The following is a 16,094-nucleotide window of genomic DNA, read 5'->3' on the forward strand; positions in this document are numbered from 1 at the left end:
TTTCGGGACTGTTCGCTCACAAAAAAGCCCACCAACTGGTGGGCTTTTTTGTGCTGGGAGTTTCTTGCCCGGCTATTCTTTCACGAACCGCTCGTGGAAGGTTTTCTGACCGTCGCTAACTGTGAGCAGGTAAATGCCTTTGCTCAGGCCGCTTACGTTCAGCTTGCCATTCTCGAAGCGGGCGTTGGCCGCGCGGGCGCCGCGCAGGTCCGTTACCGTTGCCGACAGCACCGGGGCCTTGCTGGCCAGGGCAATGTTCAGCTCGTCGGAAGCAGGGTTCGGGAAGAGCGTCACGGCTTTCTCAACCGAGTTGCTTAGGGCAGTAGTGCCGCCACTAGTGAGGGAAGCCACACTGCTGCTACCCCCATCCAGGGCCAGGGTACCGCCAGTGATGTTCACCGTGTAGTCTTCGGTTTCGCCGTAGCTGTAGCTGTTGCAGCTGGTGGTGGCCGAGGCGTCGCTCATAATTACGCGCAGGCGGGTGGCGCCCGACTTAGCCGTGGTGGGCACCGTGAAGGTAGCCGTGAGCGTGCCCGTGCTGGCCGAGGAGCCTGATACTACCGTTTCGCCGGCATCGGTAAACACGCCGTTCCGGTTGTAGTCGATGTATACTTTCCAGTACTCGGTGTAAGCCGTGGAGGCGAAACCGGCCGAGAAGCTGATGGTCTGCGAGGAGCCCGCAGCAAGGGAGGTAGAAGTAGCCGTGCCGTTGTAGTAACCGCCATCGGCAGCCGAGGTGCGGGCAATAGTGCCCAGCTTCACGTAGTCAATCCACTCGTAGGCGGTGCTGGTGCCTTTAGAAGCGCAGTACGTGGGCGTGGTGGGCGGAGGCGTGGTACCACCGGCGGCAGCACCCACGCCTACGGCGTACCAGGCGTTGGTAACGGCCGTTACCTGGGCCGAGCCCGCCCCATACAGGTCCGTGGCGGCCGAAATGGACGCCGTGCGGGCGTTGGCGTACGTAGAGGAAGCCGTCAGGTACACGCTTTCGGTGCGGTAGGCAATTTTGGCGGCGGCATCTATGCCAATACCAGTCACGGAATAGGCGCTGCCAATGTCATTGGTACCACTCTTACCCACCGAAAGAATGTAGAACCAGTGGTTCAGGACGCCCGAATTGGTGTGCACGCCACCGTAATCGTTGGCCGAGGTGGGGGAGGTAGTGGTGGCTTTCCAGTAGGTGCCTTTGTAGGTGTCGGGCTGGCCCTGGGAATTCGGGTCGCTCATGGAGCGCAGGGCCGGCTGCTGCTTGTCGATGTCCTCGCCAATCAGCCAGGTCGATTTGGTCAGGCCCAGCTTGGCGGCGGTGTACTGCTCAATAGCGGCGCCCCAGATGTCGGAGAAGCCTTCGTTCATGGCACCCGACTCGTTCTGATAGGTTAGGTTGGCCGTTTTTTCGCACACGGCGTGGCCCACTTCGTGGGCGCACACATCCAGGGCCGTCAGGGGGCGGAAACGGGTAGCGCCGTCGCCGTAAGTCATGACCGAGCCGTTCCAGTACGCATTTTCATAGCCCACGCCGTCGCCGGGCGTGTCGTCGAAGTGCACGTAGCTCTTGATTTTCGCGCCGGCATTGTCGAAGGAGTTGCGGTTGTGCACCAGCTTCCAGTAATCGTAGGTGGCCTGGGCACCAAAGTGGGCGTCGCCGGCTATGTTGTCGAAGTTGGCGTTGTTGTACTCCGTCCAGCTGTTGTCGGCGTCGGTGAAGTCAACGGCGGCCGTGTAGCTATTGCCTTTCCGGGCGTTGTAGGTTTCAATGCCCAGGCCGCGGGTGTACTCGCGCAGGCGGTACTGGCCGGCTACTACCGTTTCGTTGGCCAGGGAACGGGTGCCGCTGTAAGCCGTGGCAAACGTAGCGGTAGCCGCCGCGTGCTTGATAATGGCATCCTGCAGTACTACCTCACCGCTGTGCGCATCTACGTAAATAAAGGCGCGGCTCAGGGGCTGCTGGGCGTATACGTTGAACTTCCAGGCCAGCGTAGCCTTGCCCGCTGTCAGCGGATTATTGGAGCGCTGGTTGCGCACAATTACCAGCTCGCCCTGGGGCTTGTAGGTAGCGGCCGGGTTGTTTTCCAGCTGCTTCAGGCCGGCTTCCTCGGCGGCGTCCTGCCACATATACTTTGTAGCGCCCACAAACGACATAGCCCGCTCCAGGGCCGCCGATGCCGTAAGCGAGGGCGTCACGTTCAGGCCGCTGATGCGCTCAAATTGGCCGCTGATGCTGGTTACGTCGCCTTTCTGGGCGTGCACCGTGTAGGCCGCATGCTCTACTTTGATGCCTTTGTAGAACTGCTGGTACTTCTCGTGCACGTAATTCAGCTCATCGGTCGTGGTTTTGGCCCGGAGCATCTGGTCGTCGGTAGTGAGTTGCAGCTGTTCGCGGAGCACTTTGCTGGCCTCGCTGAGCTTGTAAGCCATAGCCGCTGAGCGGAACTGCACCATGTAAGGCGTGCCGTTATCGTGGAGGACTTTGCTCTGCACCCGGGAAAAATCCTGGGCCAGGGTAGTTGAGGTCAAGCCCCCAAGCAACAGCAGGGTTACCGCGGAGTATTTGTGTAGCATACTGGATGAGCTGGTTGTGGAAAAGAAGAACTGAGCAAAATCGACGCAGTGCCTTATTGCGCACGCTGACAATAAAGCACATGCCAAATTACATATTTTACAATCATTACCTCTTTTACTAACATTATTTTCAATTTTTACTGTTTTGCTTACTTAATTATTAAAACCACAGTATCTCCTTTTACCCAGAGTTACTTATCTCCTTACGTATTGCTTTGTGGCTGACTGCCCACACTTTTGCCGGCGGGCGTATCCTTACCGAGCGCAGAATTTTACGCATTCAAGAAATTCATCATGCACACTTCATCTTCCCAACCGGGGCGCTGGAACCTAACGGGCCAGGTGGCCTTGGTTACGGGCGCTTCCAAAGGCATTGGCGCGGCCGTTGCAACTGAACTGCTGACCCTGGGTGCTACCGTGCTAGCCGTAGCCCGCACGGCTTCCGACCTGGAGCAGCAGGTAGCGCAGTGGCACCAGCAGGGCCTGAACGCCCACGCCCTACCCGCCGACATGAGCACCCCGGCCGGCCGGGCCCACCTGCTGGCTACGGTAGGGCAGCAATGGCCACAGCTGCATATTCTGGTTAATAACGTGGGCACCAACATTCGCAAGCCCACCGTGGAGTACTCCGAGGAGGAGTACCGCTACCTGCTGGCTACCAACCTGGATTCGGCCTGGGAGCTAAGTCGGGGGGTGCAGCCGCTGCTGGTAGCTGCCGGCGGGGGCAGCATCGTGAATATTTCCTCGGTGGCGGGGCTGGCCCACGTGCGCACCGGCGCCGTCTACGGCATGACCAAGGCGGCCCTGATTCAGCTGACCCGCAACCTGGCCGTGGAGTGGGCCGGGCTGGGTATTCGGGTGAACTGCGTGGCGCCCTGGTACATCAAAACCCCGCTGGCCGCCGGAGTGCTGGGCAACGAGGCTTACCTGAATGAAGTGCTGAGTCGCACGCCCATGCGGCGCGTTGGGGAGCCGGAAGAGGTAAGTGCCGCCGTGGCCTTCCTGTGCCTGCCCGCCGCCGCCTACATCACGGGCCAAACCATCAGCGTTGACGGGGGCTTCTCCGTAAATAGCTTCTAATATCATGGATTTAGACGGATTCATCGGATTACACGGATTCGTTCTGCTGAGCTTGAGCTACATGATGCGCTAAGCGGTGAACCGCCAGCCATAGTTCGACAACGAAAAAGGACAACCCATATGAGTTGTCCTTTTTGCATGACTAAGGCGCAGATCATCAAATGGATCAAACAACAGAACGAATCCGTGTAATCCGATGAATCCGTCTAAATCCGTGATGTTAGCTGTTGCAAGGCGGCTTCGTAGCGCGGCAGGGAGCCTTCGGCGGAGGCCAGGTAGAGGAAGGGCTCGATCAGCTCCAGCTCCATGAGCAGGAACTCACCGTTTTGGTCCAGGCCATCGACGCGGGCGTAGAGGCAGCCGACGGCAAACTGCTGCACAATGGCATCGGCGGCCTGGCGCAGGTGGGCGGGCGCCTGCCGGGGCTCAATGCCACCGCCGAGGTAGTGCTGCACCCGGAAGTCGCCGGACTTGGGCGTTTTGAGCACGCAGTGGCTGAACTCGCCGCCGAAGTAAATCAGCGACCATTCGCCTTCTTCCTGAATTTCGGGCTGGAAGGGCTGCACCAGGAAATCTTCGTCGCGCAGCAGCTCCTGCAGGTGGGGCTGGCGGATGGCCGACTCCTGCCGCGTAAGCACGAAGGTGTTTTTGGCGCCCCCGCTCACGGCGGGCTTCACTACCAGCGTATCGTGGCCCAACTTGTCGAACAAGGCTTCCGTTTCTACGGCCTGGCCGCGGCTAAGCCAGTGGGTAGGCACGATGCGCACCCCGGCCTGCTCCATGTCCAGCAGGTACTTTTTATCGGCGTTCCAGCGCACGGTAGCCGCGGGGTTCAGCATCTTCACGCCCAGGCTTTCCATCCGGTCGAGCCACTCATAAAATTCCCCGACCCGGTCGAAGTAGTCCCAGGGCGACTTCACCACTACCACATCGTAGCGCAGCCAGTCCACGGCCGGGTTGGTCCAGACGCGGGGCTCCACGGTATGGCCCTGCTCGCGCAGGTAGCGGGTTAGCAGGCCGTCTTCGTCCTCCACGTTGGGAGCGGCATACTGAGCAAGGCTTTCACAGGTAACGAGGGCAATATTCATCACGGATTTAGACGGATTTTTCGGATTTCACGGATGCAGGCGCCCGTTGGCCGCCTGCGCGTGGGCTACTAGACGGTAAAGTTGCCGTGCGGTTGCGCTTTGCTTGCCCGATAAGGCTAAGCTGCCTATTTGAAGGCAGTTGGAGGCAGGCTTAGCTTGCGCTGCTGGGGTTTGGGTTTGTTATTTCTTAGCGGCCGTGAGGTAGTCGGCAGCCAGGGTGGCTAGGGTTTTCACGCCCAGGGTCAGCCCGCTTTCATCCACGAAAAAGCCGGGGGTGTGGTGTGGGGCCGTGTCGGCGGGGTTCTTGCCCTTGGGCATGCCGCCCACGAACACGAACAGGCCGGGCACTTTTTCCTGGAAGTAGGCAAAGTCCTCGGCCCCAGTCACGGCCTTTTGCACCCGCACGTTGGGGGCGCCGGCGGCCCGGTTTAGGCTGGGTACCATCTGCTCGGTCAGGCGCAGGTCGTTGTAGGTGACGGGGGCGTAGTTCACGATGTCGACCTCGGCCGTGGCACCGGCGCTTTCGGCAATGTTGGTGGCCGTGCGGCGCACGGCCGCCCATATCTTCTGCTGCATGTCTTTGTTGAGGCAGCGGATGGTACCGGTCAGCTCCACCTGCTCCGGAATGATGTTGTTGCGCACCCCACCGTGCACCATGCCTACCGTCAGCACCGCCGCGTCCTCGGTCAGCTCGGTTTGGCGGCTGACGATGGTTTGCAGGCCCAGAATAATCTGGGCGGCCGTCACTACCGGGTCGACGGCCAGCCAGGGGTAGGCGCCGTGGGCCGATTTGCCCTTCACTTTAATATTGAATACATCCGAGGAAGCCATTTCCCCGCCGGGCCGGTAGGAAAGCTGCCCTACCTCGGTCTGGGCCTGGATGTGCACTCCAAAAATGGCGTCTACCTTGGGCTTCTCCAGCGCCCCTTCCTGCACCATGAGGCGGGCGCCGCCTACCACGCCGGGCAGGGAGCCTTCTTCGGCGGGCTGAAAAATAAACTTTACCGTGCCGGGCAGGTCTTTTTTTACCTGACTCAGCACCTCGGCAGCGCCTAGCAGCATGGCCACGTGAGTATCGTGGCCGCAGGCGTGCATGACGCCGACCTCCTGGCCGTTGTAGGTGGTGCGGGCTTTGGAGGCGAAGGGCAGGCTGTTGCTTTCCGTCACGGGCAGGGCGTCCATATCCGCGCGCAAGGCCACGACCGGACCGGGCTTGCCCCCCTTCAGAATCCCGATTACGCCGGTCCGGGCCACGCCGGTTTGCACCTCAATGCCCAGCTTTTTCAGGTGCTCGGCCACCAGAGCGGCGGTGCGGGTTTCCTGGTTGCCGAGCTCCGGGTGCTCATGCAGGTCGCGGCGCCAGGCAATTACTTTCGCTTCCTGCTGGGCCGCCAGCTTGGCAATTTGAGCGTCGAGGGCCGTGTTCTGGGCGGCGGCGGGGGCAGTGGCAAATAAGGCAGCCGAGAGAGTAGTAACGGTAGCAGCAGTAAAAAGCTTCATAGGTGGTTCAGGGGTAGGGGCGCGAAGGCCGTTGGGAAGGAAAAGTACGCCGCAAACCGTTTCCGACCGAAAGCGCCCCGCAAAAAACCGCCCTACCCGAAATGGCAGTAGGTTTGCCGCCGCCAAGCCAACTGCCCGCCGACGCGGAAAGGCCGGGGCGCTATACTGCTTTAGTTACATGGTTTCCACTTCTCTTACCTGGCCGGAAGCGTGGCGGCACGGGACCTTCCGCCGGCGTCTGCTGCTGGTGCTGGGCTTGCTGCTGGGGCTAGCGGCCGCGCTGCCCCGCTTTTTCGCCTGGGTGCAGGCCCGCCCCGGCTACCGCCTCCCCGATCCGTTGCTAGCCGCCTTACCCGCCCACGATGTATCCGGCCCCACGTTTCTGGTTATTTACCTGGGCATTGCCGGCGGGGTAGCCCTGCTGTTGCCCCGGCCGCTTCGGCTGCTGCGGGCCCTGACGGCCTACCTGCTTCTGCACGGGTTTCGGTGCCTTACGCTGGCGCTGCTCCCTCTGGAGCCTCCGGCCGGCCTAGTACTCCTCCGCGACCCGCTGGTGGATCAGCTGTTTTACGCGGCCCCTGCCCCCATCACCAAGGACTTGTTTTTCTCCGGCCACACGGCCACGCTGCTGCTGCTGGCGCTAGCCGTGCCGGCCGGTTGGCCGCGGCGGGCCTTATTGGTTGCTACCCTGGCTATTGCAGTATTAGTACTAGTGCAGCACGCTCACTATACCTACGATGTGCTGGCCGCCCCGCTGTTTACTGGTCTAAGCTTCTGGCTGGCGAGCCAGCTCACGGCGTCGGTGGCGCGGGAGTCGGCGGCGCGGGACCGGGAGTGAGGCTTTTATTTCAGGTGCTTTTCGTAAATACCGGCGGCTATGCGCTCCGTGAGGCCCTTGGGTACCAGGGAGGTAAGGGCCGCCGATACTTTGTTTAAGGCGCCGGGTATTATCTCCGCTTCGCCGGCCAGCAGGGCGGCAATGCCCGCTTCGGCTACCTGTTCCGCCGTCATAGATACTTTGTTGGCCACGGCTTGTAGGTCGGAGTTCATGCCGGCGCGGTCAGCAAAATCGGTGGTAGTGGCACCGGGGCTCAGGCACGTTACCGAAACGCCGGTTTCGCGCAGCTCGTAGCGCAAGCCCCGTGAAAAGCTGAGCAGAAACGCCTTGCTGGCGGCGTAGAGGGTAAGCGTGGGTACGGCCTGGTAAGCCGCCGTACTTGCCACGTTCAGAATGTAGGCCCTGGGCTGACGACGTAGCAAGGGCAGCAGAGCATAGGTCAGCTCCACGGGCAAGTGCATGTTGAGCTGCAGCATGTTCTGCTGCTGGGCCAGGGGTAGCTCCTCAAACCGTCCCCACAGGCCATAGCCGGCATTGTTTACCAGCACGACCAGCTCCTGGGTCTGGCTCGCAACCCAGGCGGCCAGTTGCGTAGCGGCCCCGGCGCTGGCCAGGTCCAGGGGCAGCACCTGGGCCGAGCGCCCCAGGTGCCGGGCCTCAGCAGCAACCTGCTCAAGCTGGTCGGCGGAGCGGGCGGTAAGCAGCAGGTCGTAGCCCCGGCGGGCCAGCGTTAAGGCCATGGCTCGCCCAATTCCGCGGGAAGCACCGGTAACGAGAGCAGTCTTTTTCAAGGGGGAGGCTGTGAAGTTGCGAGATTGTGAAGGGGTAGTGGCGAGTTGGTAACGTAGTGAGGCAAACCCGGCTGTCATCCTGAGCATTGCGCGCATCAAGCGCCGCCGAAGAACTTATCACGCCTGAACGAGCATCGTTGCAACAACTCGTTCAGGCGTGTCAAGGTCCTTCGCCAGCCCAGAATGACAGACGGCTTTTCCAGATGACAAGTGGTTTTCGAGCTGACGGGTAGCTGCTTGCACCAGCGCTAACAAAAGCCCACTGAATCAGTCACTAACTCACTGACTCACTATTTAACCAAGTGAAGAAACCGCAGATAGAACGGGGTAGGGCTGTTTTCGTGCTTGGGCTCGTACTTGCCGGCAATGATGGGCACGTACATCACCCGGCGGCGGGAAGCCTCGCCCACCAACGGCGACTGGGCCACGCGGTGCCACATGCGGCCATCGTGCACGGTCAGGTCGCCGGCTTCGGTTTCCACGGCTACCTCGTGGGGGTCGGGGCCTACGTCTTTGTAGTATTTCTTGCGAAAGAGAATGTCGCGCAGGCCTTGGCGGTGAGTGCCCGGAATCAGACGCAGGCCACCATTGGTGACGGGAGTACCATCAAGATGGACGCCTACGTTGAGCATGGGCCCAATTTTCTTGCCGTAGAATACGTCGCGCAGGGAGTCGGTGTGCCAGCCCATCTGCGAAAACTCCGACCCGGCCACGTTCACGTAGTGGTTGATGACCAGCCCATCCTTCTCGTTTTCGCCTACCCGACCACCGGGCGCTTCCAACAGCGGAAACAGGGCCCGAAACCGCGGATCTTGCAGAAATTCGTTTAAAACAGGGCTGTGGTGGGAAGCAAAGGCGAAGCGCTGCACAATAGGTGAGCCATCCACATCCTTGCCGTACTTAATAGGCACCCCGTTTACTTTCTTCACGTCGTCGGCCAGCCACTGGCGCTGTACCTGCTGGGAAGCCTGCAACAGGCTTCGAACGGTTTGTGGGGAGATAAAGGCGCGAAAGTGCAGAAATCCATGCTCCCGAAAAAAGGAAAGCTGCTCGGCCGTCAGGCTCTCTCCTAGGGTAAAGCGAGGATAAGTTTCTTGTAAGGGCATAAGCAAAGGCGGTCAGCAAAACGCCTAATGAGGGGAGGCAAAGATACGATACCAAGGTTGTCGCCGCAGAAAAAGTGCTTTCGAACACTGGAATCCGACAAAGCTGCACTGTGGGAGGTAGCAGCCGCGGCGCAGAACGCGTGAATCAACCGCCGACCCTGCGTTTGGTTTAGCGCCGCTGCGTACCTTAGCTGCAATAGCCGGGGCTCACCCAGGCCTTGTCGCGCATGAAACGCCCTCTATTCCTGCTCTTGTTGCTGATGCTGGCGGCCGCTAGCCCTGCGTGGGCGCAAACCGCTACCTCCCGCCTGGTGCCCTTTCGGCAGGGCAGCAAGTGGGGGTACGCCGACCAGTCCCGGCGGCTGGTGCTGCCCCCGCGCTACGACGAGGCCGGGCCCTTTGTGGAGGAAATTGCCTGGGTGCGCCAGGGCCCGCTCTACGGCTACATTGATGGCGGAGGCAACCCCGTAACACCCCTGCAGTTTACCCGCGCCACTTCCTTTCGGCGGGGCCGCGCTACTGTGGAGCTGAACGGCGAAACCTTCGACCTGAGCTCTACCGGCCAGCGCCTGAGTGAGCCTGCTCCCGCCGAGCCAGAAGAAGAACCGCTGGAGCACGGCGACCTGGTGCGTAAGGAAGGCAAGGTAGGCTTCCGCTTCACGGTAGGCAGCGGCAGCGTACCGGCCCTCTACGACGAAATCCGGGAGAACTACAACGGTCTGCTCTTTGTGCGCCAGGGCGCGAAATGGGGCGTCATCGACAGCCGGGGCAAGCTGGTGCAATCCGTGCGCTACGACGCCATCCGGCTGACCGGCAACCTGATGTTTCCAGTGGTGCAGCTGGGTCAGCTGTTCGGCTACCTCGACGAGGAAGGCAACGCCCTCACCGACGTCCGCTACCCCCAGGCCGAGCCCTTTCTCGACGACCTGGCGCGCGTACTGGCCCCCGACGGGCAACCCGGCTATATCAACGCCAACGGTCAGGAGTTCTGGGAGTAACGAAGCGGTAGCCGCATAATTGATGAGCAAGTCGAGCGGTCAGAGCGTATATTCCGGCAGGTGCTCCTATTGTTATTCGCTACCTATGCTGCCGCTCCCTATCCTTAACGTCCGCCTGCAGACCTGCCCCGAAGATTGGCAGCAGATGACGCCCGTAGCCCAAGGCCACCACTGTGCCCAATGTAACCGCACGGTACTGGATTTTACCAGCGGCACGCAGGCTGAGCTAGAAGCCGCCTTCCGGGCTTCCCCGGACGGGCGCGTCTGCGGACGGTTTCGGCCGGAGCAGTTGGCCCCTACCCCCCAACTGCGGCCCAAGCTGCGGCGGTTTCTGGTGGCCTTGGTGCTGGTGTGCGGGCTGGGCCTGACGGGCCGGGAGGCGGTGGCGCAGGTGCAGAAGGTGGCTCGCACCTCTGCCGCGAAGCATCCGTTAGCCCAGCCAGTTGCAACACCCAGCGCTACAGAGGAATTACCGGACCGCGCCCAGCTTATCCAGCTTAAACCAGATACGGCGACCAAACAAGCTGCTCAATACTTCATCGGCTATGTTGAGAGGCTGCCAGTATTTAAAGGTGGGCAAGACGCACTGCTTACTTTCTTAGCCCAGAATATTCACTGGCCCGACGAGGTACCCCAAACCACCAGCGGGCGGGTGTTTATTGAATTTCAAGTTACCGAAACCGGAGGCGTTCATAACGCTAGGGTCAAGCAGCGCCTGCACCCGGCCCTGGATGCGGAGGCCTTGCGCGTAGTTCAGCTATTGGACGGCAAATTCAGCCCTGCCACGCAAAGCAACCGCCCGGTAGCGGTGGGCTACACCATTCCGATTACGTTCGAGGGAAGCGAACCTATCCCCAAGCCTCCGACCCGAAAAAGAAAGTAGCCGTAAACTCTCCTACTTTCCCTTCTCTCCCGAACTCCCAACTGCTCCCGCCCTATGCTCTTCACGCCCAGCCCCATGCTGCTCAAGCTGCTCTACACCCGCGGCAGCCTGCACAACACGCCCGAGGGCGTGGCCTTCAGCATCAAGAATCGTTTGGATACGGTCCGCGTGACGCGCATTGACCACGTCCGGATTGGGGAGGTGACAATTCCGGCCGAGCAGATTGCCCTGGACTTGGGCGACGGAAACGTACGGCCCGCCACGGTGCTTAACGCCGATGGCTCCGGGATTAACCTGCCCGTGGGCCAGGCTGCTACCTTTCATCTGGCCACTAGTCCGCTCCCGGAAGGCATGCACAAGGTGCAGGTGCAGTTTGCGGCCGAGCCCTTCGGCGACCTGACCGTGGAGGTAGAAGACGCCATTGCCCACCAGCCGGAAAACCGCACCCGCATTCCGCGCTCCGAGCAGGACGACTACTCCGAAGCCGCCGTTCGGGCCCGGCAACAGTTTGCCGAAGAGTTTACGGGTCAGCAGTTTCATCACCTGAAACAATACTCCTTCGATGCCCACGACCTGCAAGGAAACTGCGAGCATTTCACGGGGGTAGCCCAGATTCCGGTGGGCCTGGCCGGGCCCCTACGCGTAAACGGCGAGCATGCCCAGGGCGACTTCCTGATTCCGATGGCTACCACCGAAGGCACCCTGGTAGCTAGTTATAACCGCGGCATGCAGGTGCTTAACCTTTGCGGGGGCGTGAAGTGCACCGTTATCGGCGACGCCATGCAGCGGGCTCCGGTGTTCGTGTTCGATGATGCCCGGGGGGCCCGGGACTTTGGGCAGTGGGTAGCCGCGGAGCTTGAGCGGATTCGGCCCGAGGCGGAAAGCACCTCCCGCGTGGCCAAGCTCCAGTACATCGACACCTATTTGGCCAATAAATTCGCCTACCTGCGCTTTAACTTCAGTACCGGCGACGCGGCAGGCCAGAACATGGTGGGCCGCGCCACCTTTGCGGCCTGCTCCTGGATTCTGGAAAACTACAAGGGCGCGCCCATCCGCCATTTCTACCTCGAGTCCAACTTCGCTACCGACAAAAAAGCCTCCCAAATCAACGTGATGCGCACCCGCGGCAAGCGCGTGGTAGCCGAGTGCGTTATCAAGCGCGACATTCTGCAGCAGCGCATGCGCGTGACCCCGGAGCAGCTGGCCTACCACGGGCAGGTTAGCAACGTGGGCGCCTTTCTGTCGGGGGCCAACAACAACGGGGCCCACTCGGCCAACGGCATCACGGCCCTGTTCATTGCTACTGGCCAGGATGTTGCCAACGTGTCGGAGTCCTCGGCCGGGGTGCTCTACTCGGAAGTTACCAAGGAAGGCGACCTGTACCTGAGCATCACCATTCCCTCCCTGATTGTGGCGACCCACGGCGGCGGCACCGGCCTAGCCACCCAAAATGAGTGCCTGCGGATGCTGAACTGCGTGGGCCGCGGCACCGTGAACAAGTTTGCCGAAATAGTGGCCGGCGTGGTGCTGGCCGGGGAGCTAAGCCTGGGCTCCGCCATTTCCTCCTCCGATTGGGTCAGCAGCCACGAGCAATACGGCCGGAATCGGTGAGTAGTGAGTAGTGAGTAAAAGGTACGTCATCCTGAGCGCAGCGAAGGACCTTATCACGCAGAAACGAGTCGTTATTTTGACTGCTGTTTTAGCGTAATAAGGTCCTTCGCTGCGCTCAGGATGACAGATAGTTTTAACTCACTACTCACCATCTCACCACCTACAGCGGATCGGCGGTTACTTTAAAGCGCGAATCGGTGCGGATGGTGATGTCTCGGCTGATAGGCTTGCGGATTTTAGCTTCCGTGGACAAGGTGTAGCTACTGGCTTTCACGTACTTGTCCAGCTTCTGGGAGGTAGGCGTGAGCTGCAGCGTGTTCACGCCGGTCGGCACGTTATCCAGCGAGGCCAGCAGGATTTTGTCGTTGCTGTCGGTGCTGATGTAGATGGTGATGCTCTGCAGAAAGTCGAAATTCTCGGAGCTGGGGTCGGTGATGGAGAGCGTGAGCCGGTCGAGCTTTACGTCCTTTACCAGGTTGGCGCTGGTGTTTTCGTTTTTGAACTTCTCGTCGGAGCGCGTGGTCACGGCAATGGGCGTGAGCGGCACTACTTGCCCGATGGGGAAAGCGCTGGCAATCTTCACCGACTGCGAATCCTCGATGTAGAAAGTCAGCAGCTTATCAAGTTTGTCACAGCTGGAGAGGAAGGCCAATACAACCAGAAGTGGCGTTAGGAACAGGATTTTTTTCATGGCGTTGCAGTTTTGGCGAAGTTACGAAATCTGTGCCTTTGTAGGTCTGTTAGCACCGGCCGGACACCAGCCCCGTTGCTAAGGCACGCAACGCCAACGGCCTTCTCCGCCGTAGCCAGCTGCCGGAATCATGCCCTCAACCATCCGAACGATGTAGAAACGCAATATTTTGCGTCTCGTCGTTGCGGACGTTGTTTCTTTGGCTATTCCTCTGCGTCGAAATGACAGGTGAGCTTGGTTGTCCTAGCTCTATCGTTCCCAGCCCGAGACCCAGCCCTCCGCGTCTTTACGGTGGGTGATTAGCCAACGGGTTTAGCGTGCTACGCCCTTAACGCTACCGTACGTCAAGGGCGTAGCACGTTTGTTAACTGCATCACAGAAGGAAGTTGTCATGCATTGCGCTGCTTGCCAGAACAACTCACTGAATCACCGCTAATCCATCATATCGGCGGCGCGGGGCGGGTCGTGCTGGAAGTCGGGCTGCCAGCTCATGGGGTAGCGCGGGTCCACGTAGGGTAGGGCGGCCTCCGTCAGGTAAAGCGGGCGGAACGTGTCCACCATCACGGCCAGCTCGTGGGTTTCCTTCTTGCCGATGCTGGCCTCCACGGTGCCGGGGTGCGGGCCGTGCGGGATGCCGCTCGGGTGCCAGGTAAACGAAGCCAGATCTACCCCGCGCCGCGACATGAAGTTGCCCGCCACGTAGTACAGCACCTCGTCGGAGTCGACGTTGGAGTGGTTGTAGGGCGCCGGAATAGCCAGCGGGTGATAGTCAAAGAGGCGCGGCACGAAGGAGCAGATCACGAAGTTGTGGCCCTCGAACTGCTGGTGCACGGGTGGGGGCTGGTGAATGCGGCCGGTAATGGGCTCGAAATCGTGGATGCTGGTGGCATAGGGGTAGAAGTACCCGTCCCAGCCCACCACATCGAAGGGCGAGTGGCCGTACACCAGCGTGTGCAGCAGCCCGTCCTTTTTCACCCGTACCTCGTACTCGCCCGACTCGCGCACATCACCCTCAATGAGCTCCGAGGGGCCGCGGAAGTCACGCTCGCAGTAGGGCGCGTGCTCCAGCAGTTGCCCGAAGTGGTTGCGGTAGCGCCGGCAGGTTTCCACGGGGCTAAACGACTCAATGATGAGCAGGCGCACCGGTCCTTCCTCGAAGTGCAGCTGATGAATAATAGTGCGCGGAATCACCACGTAGTCGCCGGGCTCGAAGGCCAGCTTGCCCAACTGGCTCCAGAGTTCCCCCCGGCCTTCGTGCACAAAAATCACCTCATCGGCCAGCGCATTCTTATAGTAGTAGTCCATGCGCTGCTGCGTGGGGTTGCAGATGCTCATGGTCACGTCGGCGTTGCCGAGCAGGGTCTGGCGGGCCTGCAGGTAGTCGCCGCCGGTGGTGGTTTGGGCCAGGGTGCGCAGATGGGCCGGCTCCAGGGGCCGGTCTTTGAGCAGTTTGGGCGCGTAAGGCCGGGGCTCCCCCACCTTCCGGATTTCGGTGGGCGCGTGGCGGTGGTAGAGCAGCGACGAGACGCCGTGAAAGCCCAGCGTACCCACCAGTTGCTCGTGGTAAAGCGAGCCGTCGGGTTGGCGGAACTGGGTGTGGCGCTTGCGCGGAATCTGGCCTAGACGTTGATAGAAGGGCATATGGGCGGGAAGTAGCGGGTGGGAACTATAGGTAGGATGCCGTAGCGTGAAGGTACAAAGTTTGGCCGGCGTGCGTTCTACCGGCTTCTGGCATTCCGGGAGGAGCGAGGAATGTGGATTGCCTTCAATTCAACAGCATCACCCAGACTCCTTGCTCCCCTCCCGGAATGACAAGGCGTACGGTGAACCAGAACAATCTTCCGTGTCGTTTCTTTGTACGTTGATTATTAGCGGCAACTCGGCTGCCTTCTTCGCTATGCTCTCGTTTCTACTCCCCTTACTTTCCCTGCTTTCGGTAGCACAGCCGCCCACCCCTACGCCCCGCAGCCGCACCTTCACGTTCGATTACACTGCTACCATTCCAGCCCAGCCAGCCGGTACCAGAACGGTAGACCTGTGGCTACCCGTGCCCCACGACGATAAATCCCAGGATATCCGCGACTTGCAGGTGACTTCACCGGTGCCGTATGATATCCAGACCGGCGTATACGGCAACCGGATTCTGCACCTGCGCGCTACCGGCCCGGCCCTGCAAGGCTTCACGGTGGATATGCGCCTGCGCGCTACCCGGCGCGAGCACCTGGCCCCGGCCCTGAGTGGGCAGCGTCCGCCCCGCGAGGCCCCCGACCCCAACCTGCAGCGCTGGCTGGCCCCCGACAGCCTCGTGCCACTTGATCCGCAAATTCGGCTCTGGGCCCTGGAGGTAGCCATCAAAGCCCAGGCTAAAACCAATCTGGAAAAGGCCCGCGCCGTTTATGAGCACGTGGTCAGCACCGTGAAATACGATAAGACGGGCCAGGGCTGGGGCCGCGGCGACATCTACTACGCCTGCGACGCCCGCCGGGGCAACTGCACCGATTTTCACGCCGTGTTCATCGGCTACTGCCGGGCCCTGGGCATTCCGGCCCGCTTCAGCATCGGCTTCCCGCTGCCACCCGAGCGCGGCGCGGCCGAAATCAAAGGCTACCACTGCTGGGCGGAGTTCTACACGCCCGAAACCGGTTGGGTACCCGTTGACGCCTCGGAAGCTGCCAAAAACCCCGACCGTCGCAATTACTTTTTCGGGGCCCACGATGAAAACCGGCTGGAATTCACCCGCGGCCGGGACCTGGTGCTGGTGCCGCGCCAAAACAACCCGGCGCTTAACTACTTCATCTACCCCTACGCCGAGGCCGATGGCAAGCCCCTGACTGGTATCAAGCAAGAGTTCCGGGTGCAGGACCTAGTTAAGAAGTAGCACGGAGTTCTGCCAGTTGTACGCAAGGTGGATGAGGCAGACTACCCCGGCTTGCACAGGCGAAACCA

General features: G+C 60.8%; 13 protein-coding genes. 6 read left to right on the plus strand and 7 right to left on the minus strand.

Features of this window, described 5'->3' with window-relative positions; translation table 11 throughout:
• Positions 1-72: 72 nt before the first annotated feature.
• Positions 73-2,562 carry a M4 family metallopeptidase gene (locus tag IEW18_RS06400; RefSeq protein WP_188557002.1) on the minus strand — a complete coding sequence of 830 codons (2,490 nt, stop codon included), beginning with the start codon at positions 2,560-2,562 and terminating at the stop codon, positions 73-75.
• A gap of 294 nt (positions 2,563-2,856) precedes the next feature.
• Between IEW18_RS06400 and IEW18_RS06405 the strand changes: the two genes are divergently transcribed.
• Positions 2,857-3,642: an SDR family oxidoreductase gene (locus IEW18_RS06405; protein WP_188557003.1), complete on the plus strand. Its 786-nt coding sequence runs from the start codon at positions 2,857-2,859 to the stop codon at positions 3,640-3,642.
• Positions 3,643-3,848: 206 nt separating this feature from the next.
• Here IEW18_RS06405 and IEW18_RS06410 read toward each other — a convergent pair whose 3' ends face one another.
• A complete protein-coding gene (locus IEW18_RS06410) occupies positions 3,849-4,730 on the minus strand; it encodes an ATP-grasp domain-containing protein (protein ID WP_188557004.1) in 882 nt (293 codons plus the stop codon).
• Positions 4,731-4,910: 180 nt separating this feature from the next.
• A complete protein-coding gene (locus tag IEW18_RS06415; RefSeq protein WP_188557005.1) occupies positions 4,911-6,230 on the minus strand; it encodes an amidohydrolase in 1,320 nt (439 codons plus the stop codon).
• Positions 6,231-6,408: 178 nt separating this feature from the next.
• Between IEW18_RS06415 and IEW18_RS06420 the strand changes: the two genes are divergently transcribed.
• Positions 6,409-7,068, plus strand: a complete 660-nt coding sequence (locus IEW18_RS06420; RefSeq protein WP_188557006.1) for a phosphatase PAP2-related protein — start codon at positions 6,409-6,411, stop codon at positions 7,066-7,068.
• A 5-nt stretch (positions 7,069-7,073) separates the two neighbouring features.
• On the opposite strand, the gene IEW18_RS06425 is transcribed toward IEW18_RS06420, so the two are convergent.
• Together IEW18_RS06425 and IEW18_RS06430 are read right to left on the minus strand one after the other, a co-directional pair.
• Positions 7,074-7,859, minus strand: a complete 786-nt coding sequence (locus tag IEW18_RS06425; protein WP_229728624.1) for an SDR family NAD(P)-dependent oxidoreductase — start codon at positions 7,857-7,859, stop codon at positions 7,074-7,076.
• 290 nt (positions 7,860-8,149) lie between these two features.
• Positions 8,150-8,965, minus strand: a complete 816-nt coding sequence (locus tag IEW18_RS06430) for a phytanoyl-CoA dioxygenase family protein (RefSeq protein ID WP_188557007.1) — start codon at positions 8,963-8,965, stop codon at positions 8,150-8,152.
• A gap of 227 nt (positions 8,966-9,192) precedes the next feature.
• On the opposite strand from IEW18_RS06430, the gene IEW18_RS06435 reads away from it, so the two are divergent.
• From IEW18_RS06435 to IEW18_RS06445, 3 genes are all read left to right on the plus strand, one after another.
• A complete protein-coding gene (locus IEW18_RS06435; protein WP_188557008.1) occupies positions 9,193-9,963 on the plus strand; it encodes a WG repeat-containing protein in 771 nt (256 codons plus the stop codon).
• A gap of 85 nt (positions 9,964-10,048) precedes the next feature.
• Entirely contained in the window at positions 10,049-10,846 is a 798-nt protein-coding gene (locus tag IEW18_RS06440) for an energy transducer TonB (protein ID WP_188557009.1), read from the plus strand.
• A 54-nt stretch (positions 10,847-10,900) separates the two neighbouring features.
• Complete coding sequence (locus tag IEW18_RS06445) at positions 10,901-12,457, plus strand: hydroxymethylglutaryl-CoA reductase (RefSeq protein WP_188557010.1); 1,557 nt, start codon at positions 10,901-10,903, stop codon at positions 12,455-12,457.
• A gap of 160 nt (positions 12,458-12,617) precedes the next feature.
• On the opposite strand, the gene IEW18_RS06450 is transcribed toward IEW18_RS06445, so the two are convergent.
• Positions 12,618-13,148, minus strand: a complete 531-nt coding sequence (locus tag IEW18_RS06450; RefSeq protein ID WP_188557011.1) for a hypothetical protein — start codon at positions 13,146-13,148, stop codon at positions 12,618-12,620.
• A gap of 432 nt (positions 13,149-13,580) precedes the next feature.
• The gene (locus IEW18_RS06455; protein WP_188557012.1) at positions 13,581-14,789 is read right to left on the minus strand and encodes a homogentisate 1,2-dioxygenase; all 1,209 of its coding nucleotides are present in this window, start codon (positions 14,787-14,789) and stop codon (positions 13,581-13,583) included.
• A 256-nt stretch (positions 14,790-15,045) separates the two neighbouring features.
• Between IEW18_RS06455 and IEW18_RS06460 the strand changes: the two genes are divergently transcribed.
• On the plus strand, positions 15,046-16,026 hold the full coding sequence (locus IEW18_RS06460) for a transglutaminase-like domain-containing protein (RefSeq protein WP_188557013.1): 981 nt from the start codon (positions 15,046-15,048) through the stop codon (positions 16,024-16,026).
• The last annotated feature ends 68 nt before the right edge of the window (positions 16,027-16,094 follow it).

Origin of the sequence: Hymenobacter glacieicola, assembly GCF_014640315.1 — a bacterium.
GTDB lineage: Bacteria > Bacteroidota > Bacteroidia > Cytophagales > Hymenobacteraceae > Hymenobacter > Hymenobacter glacieicola.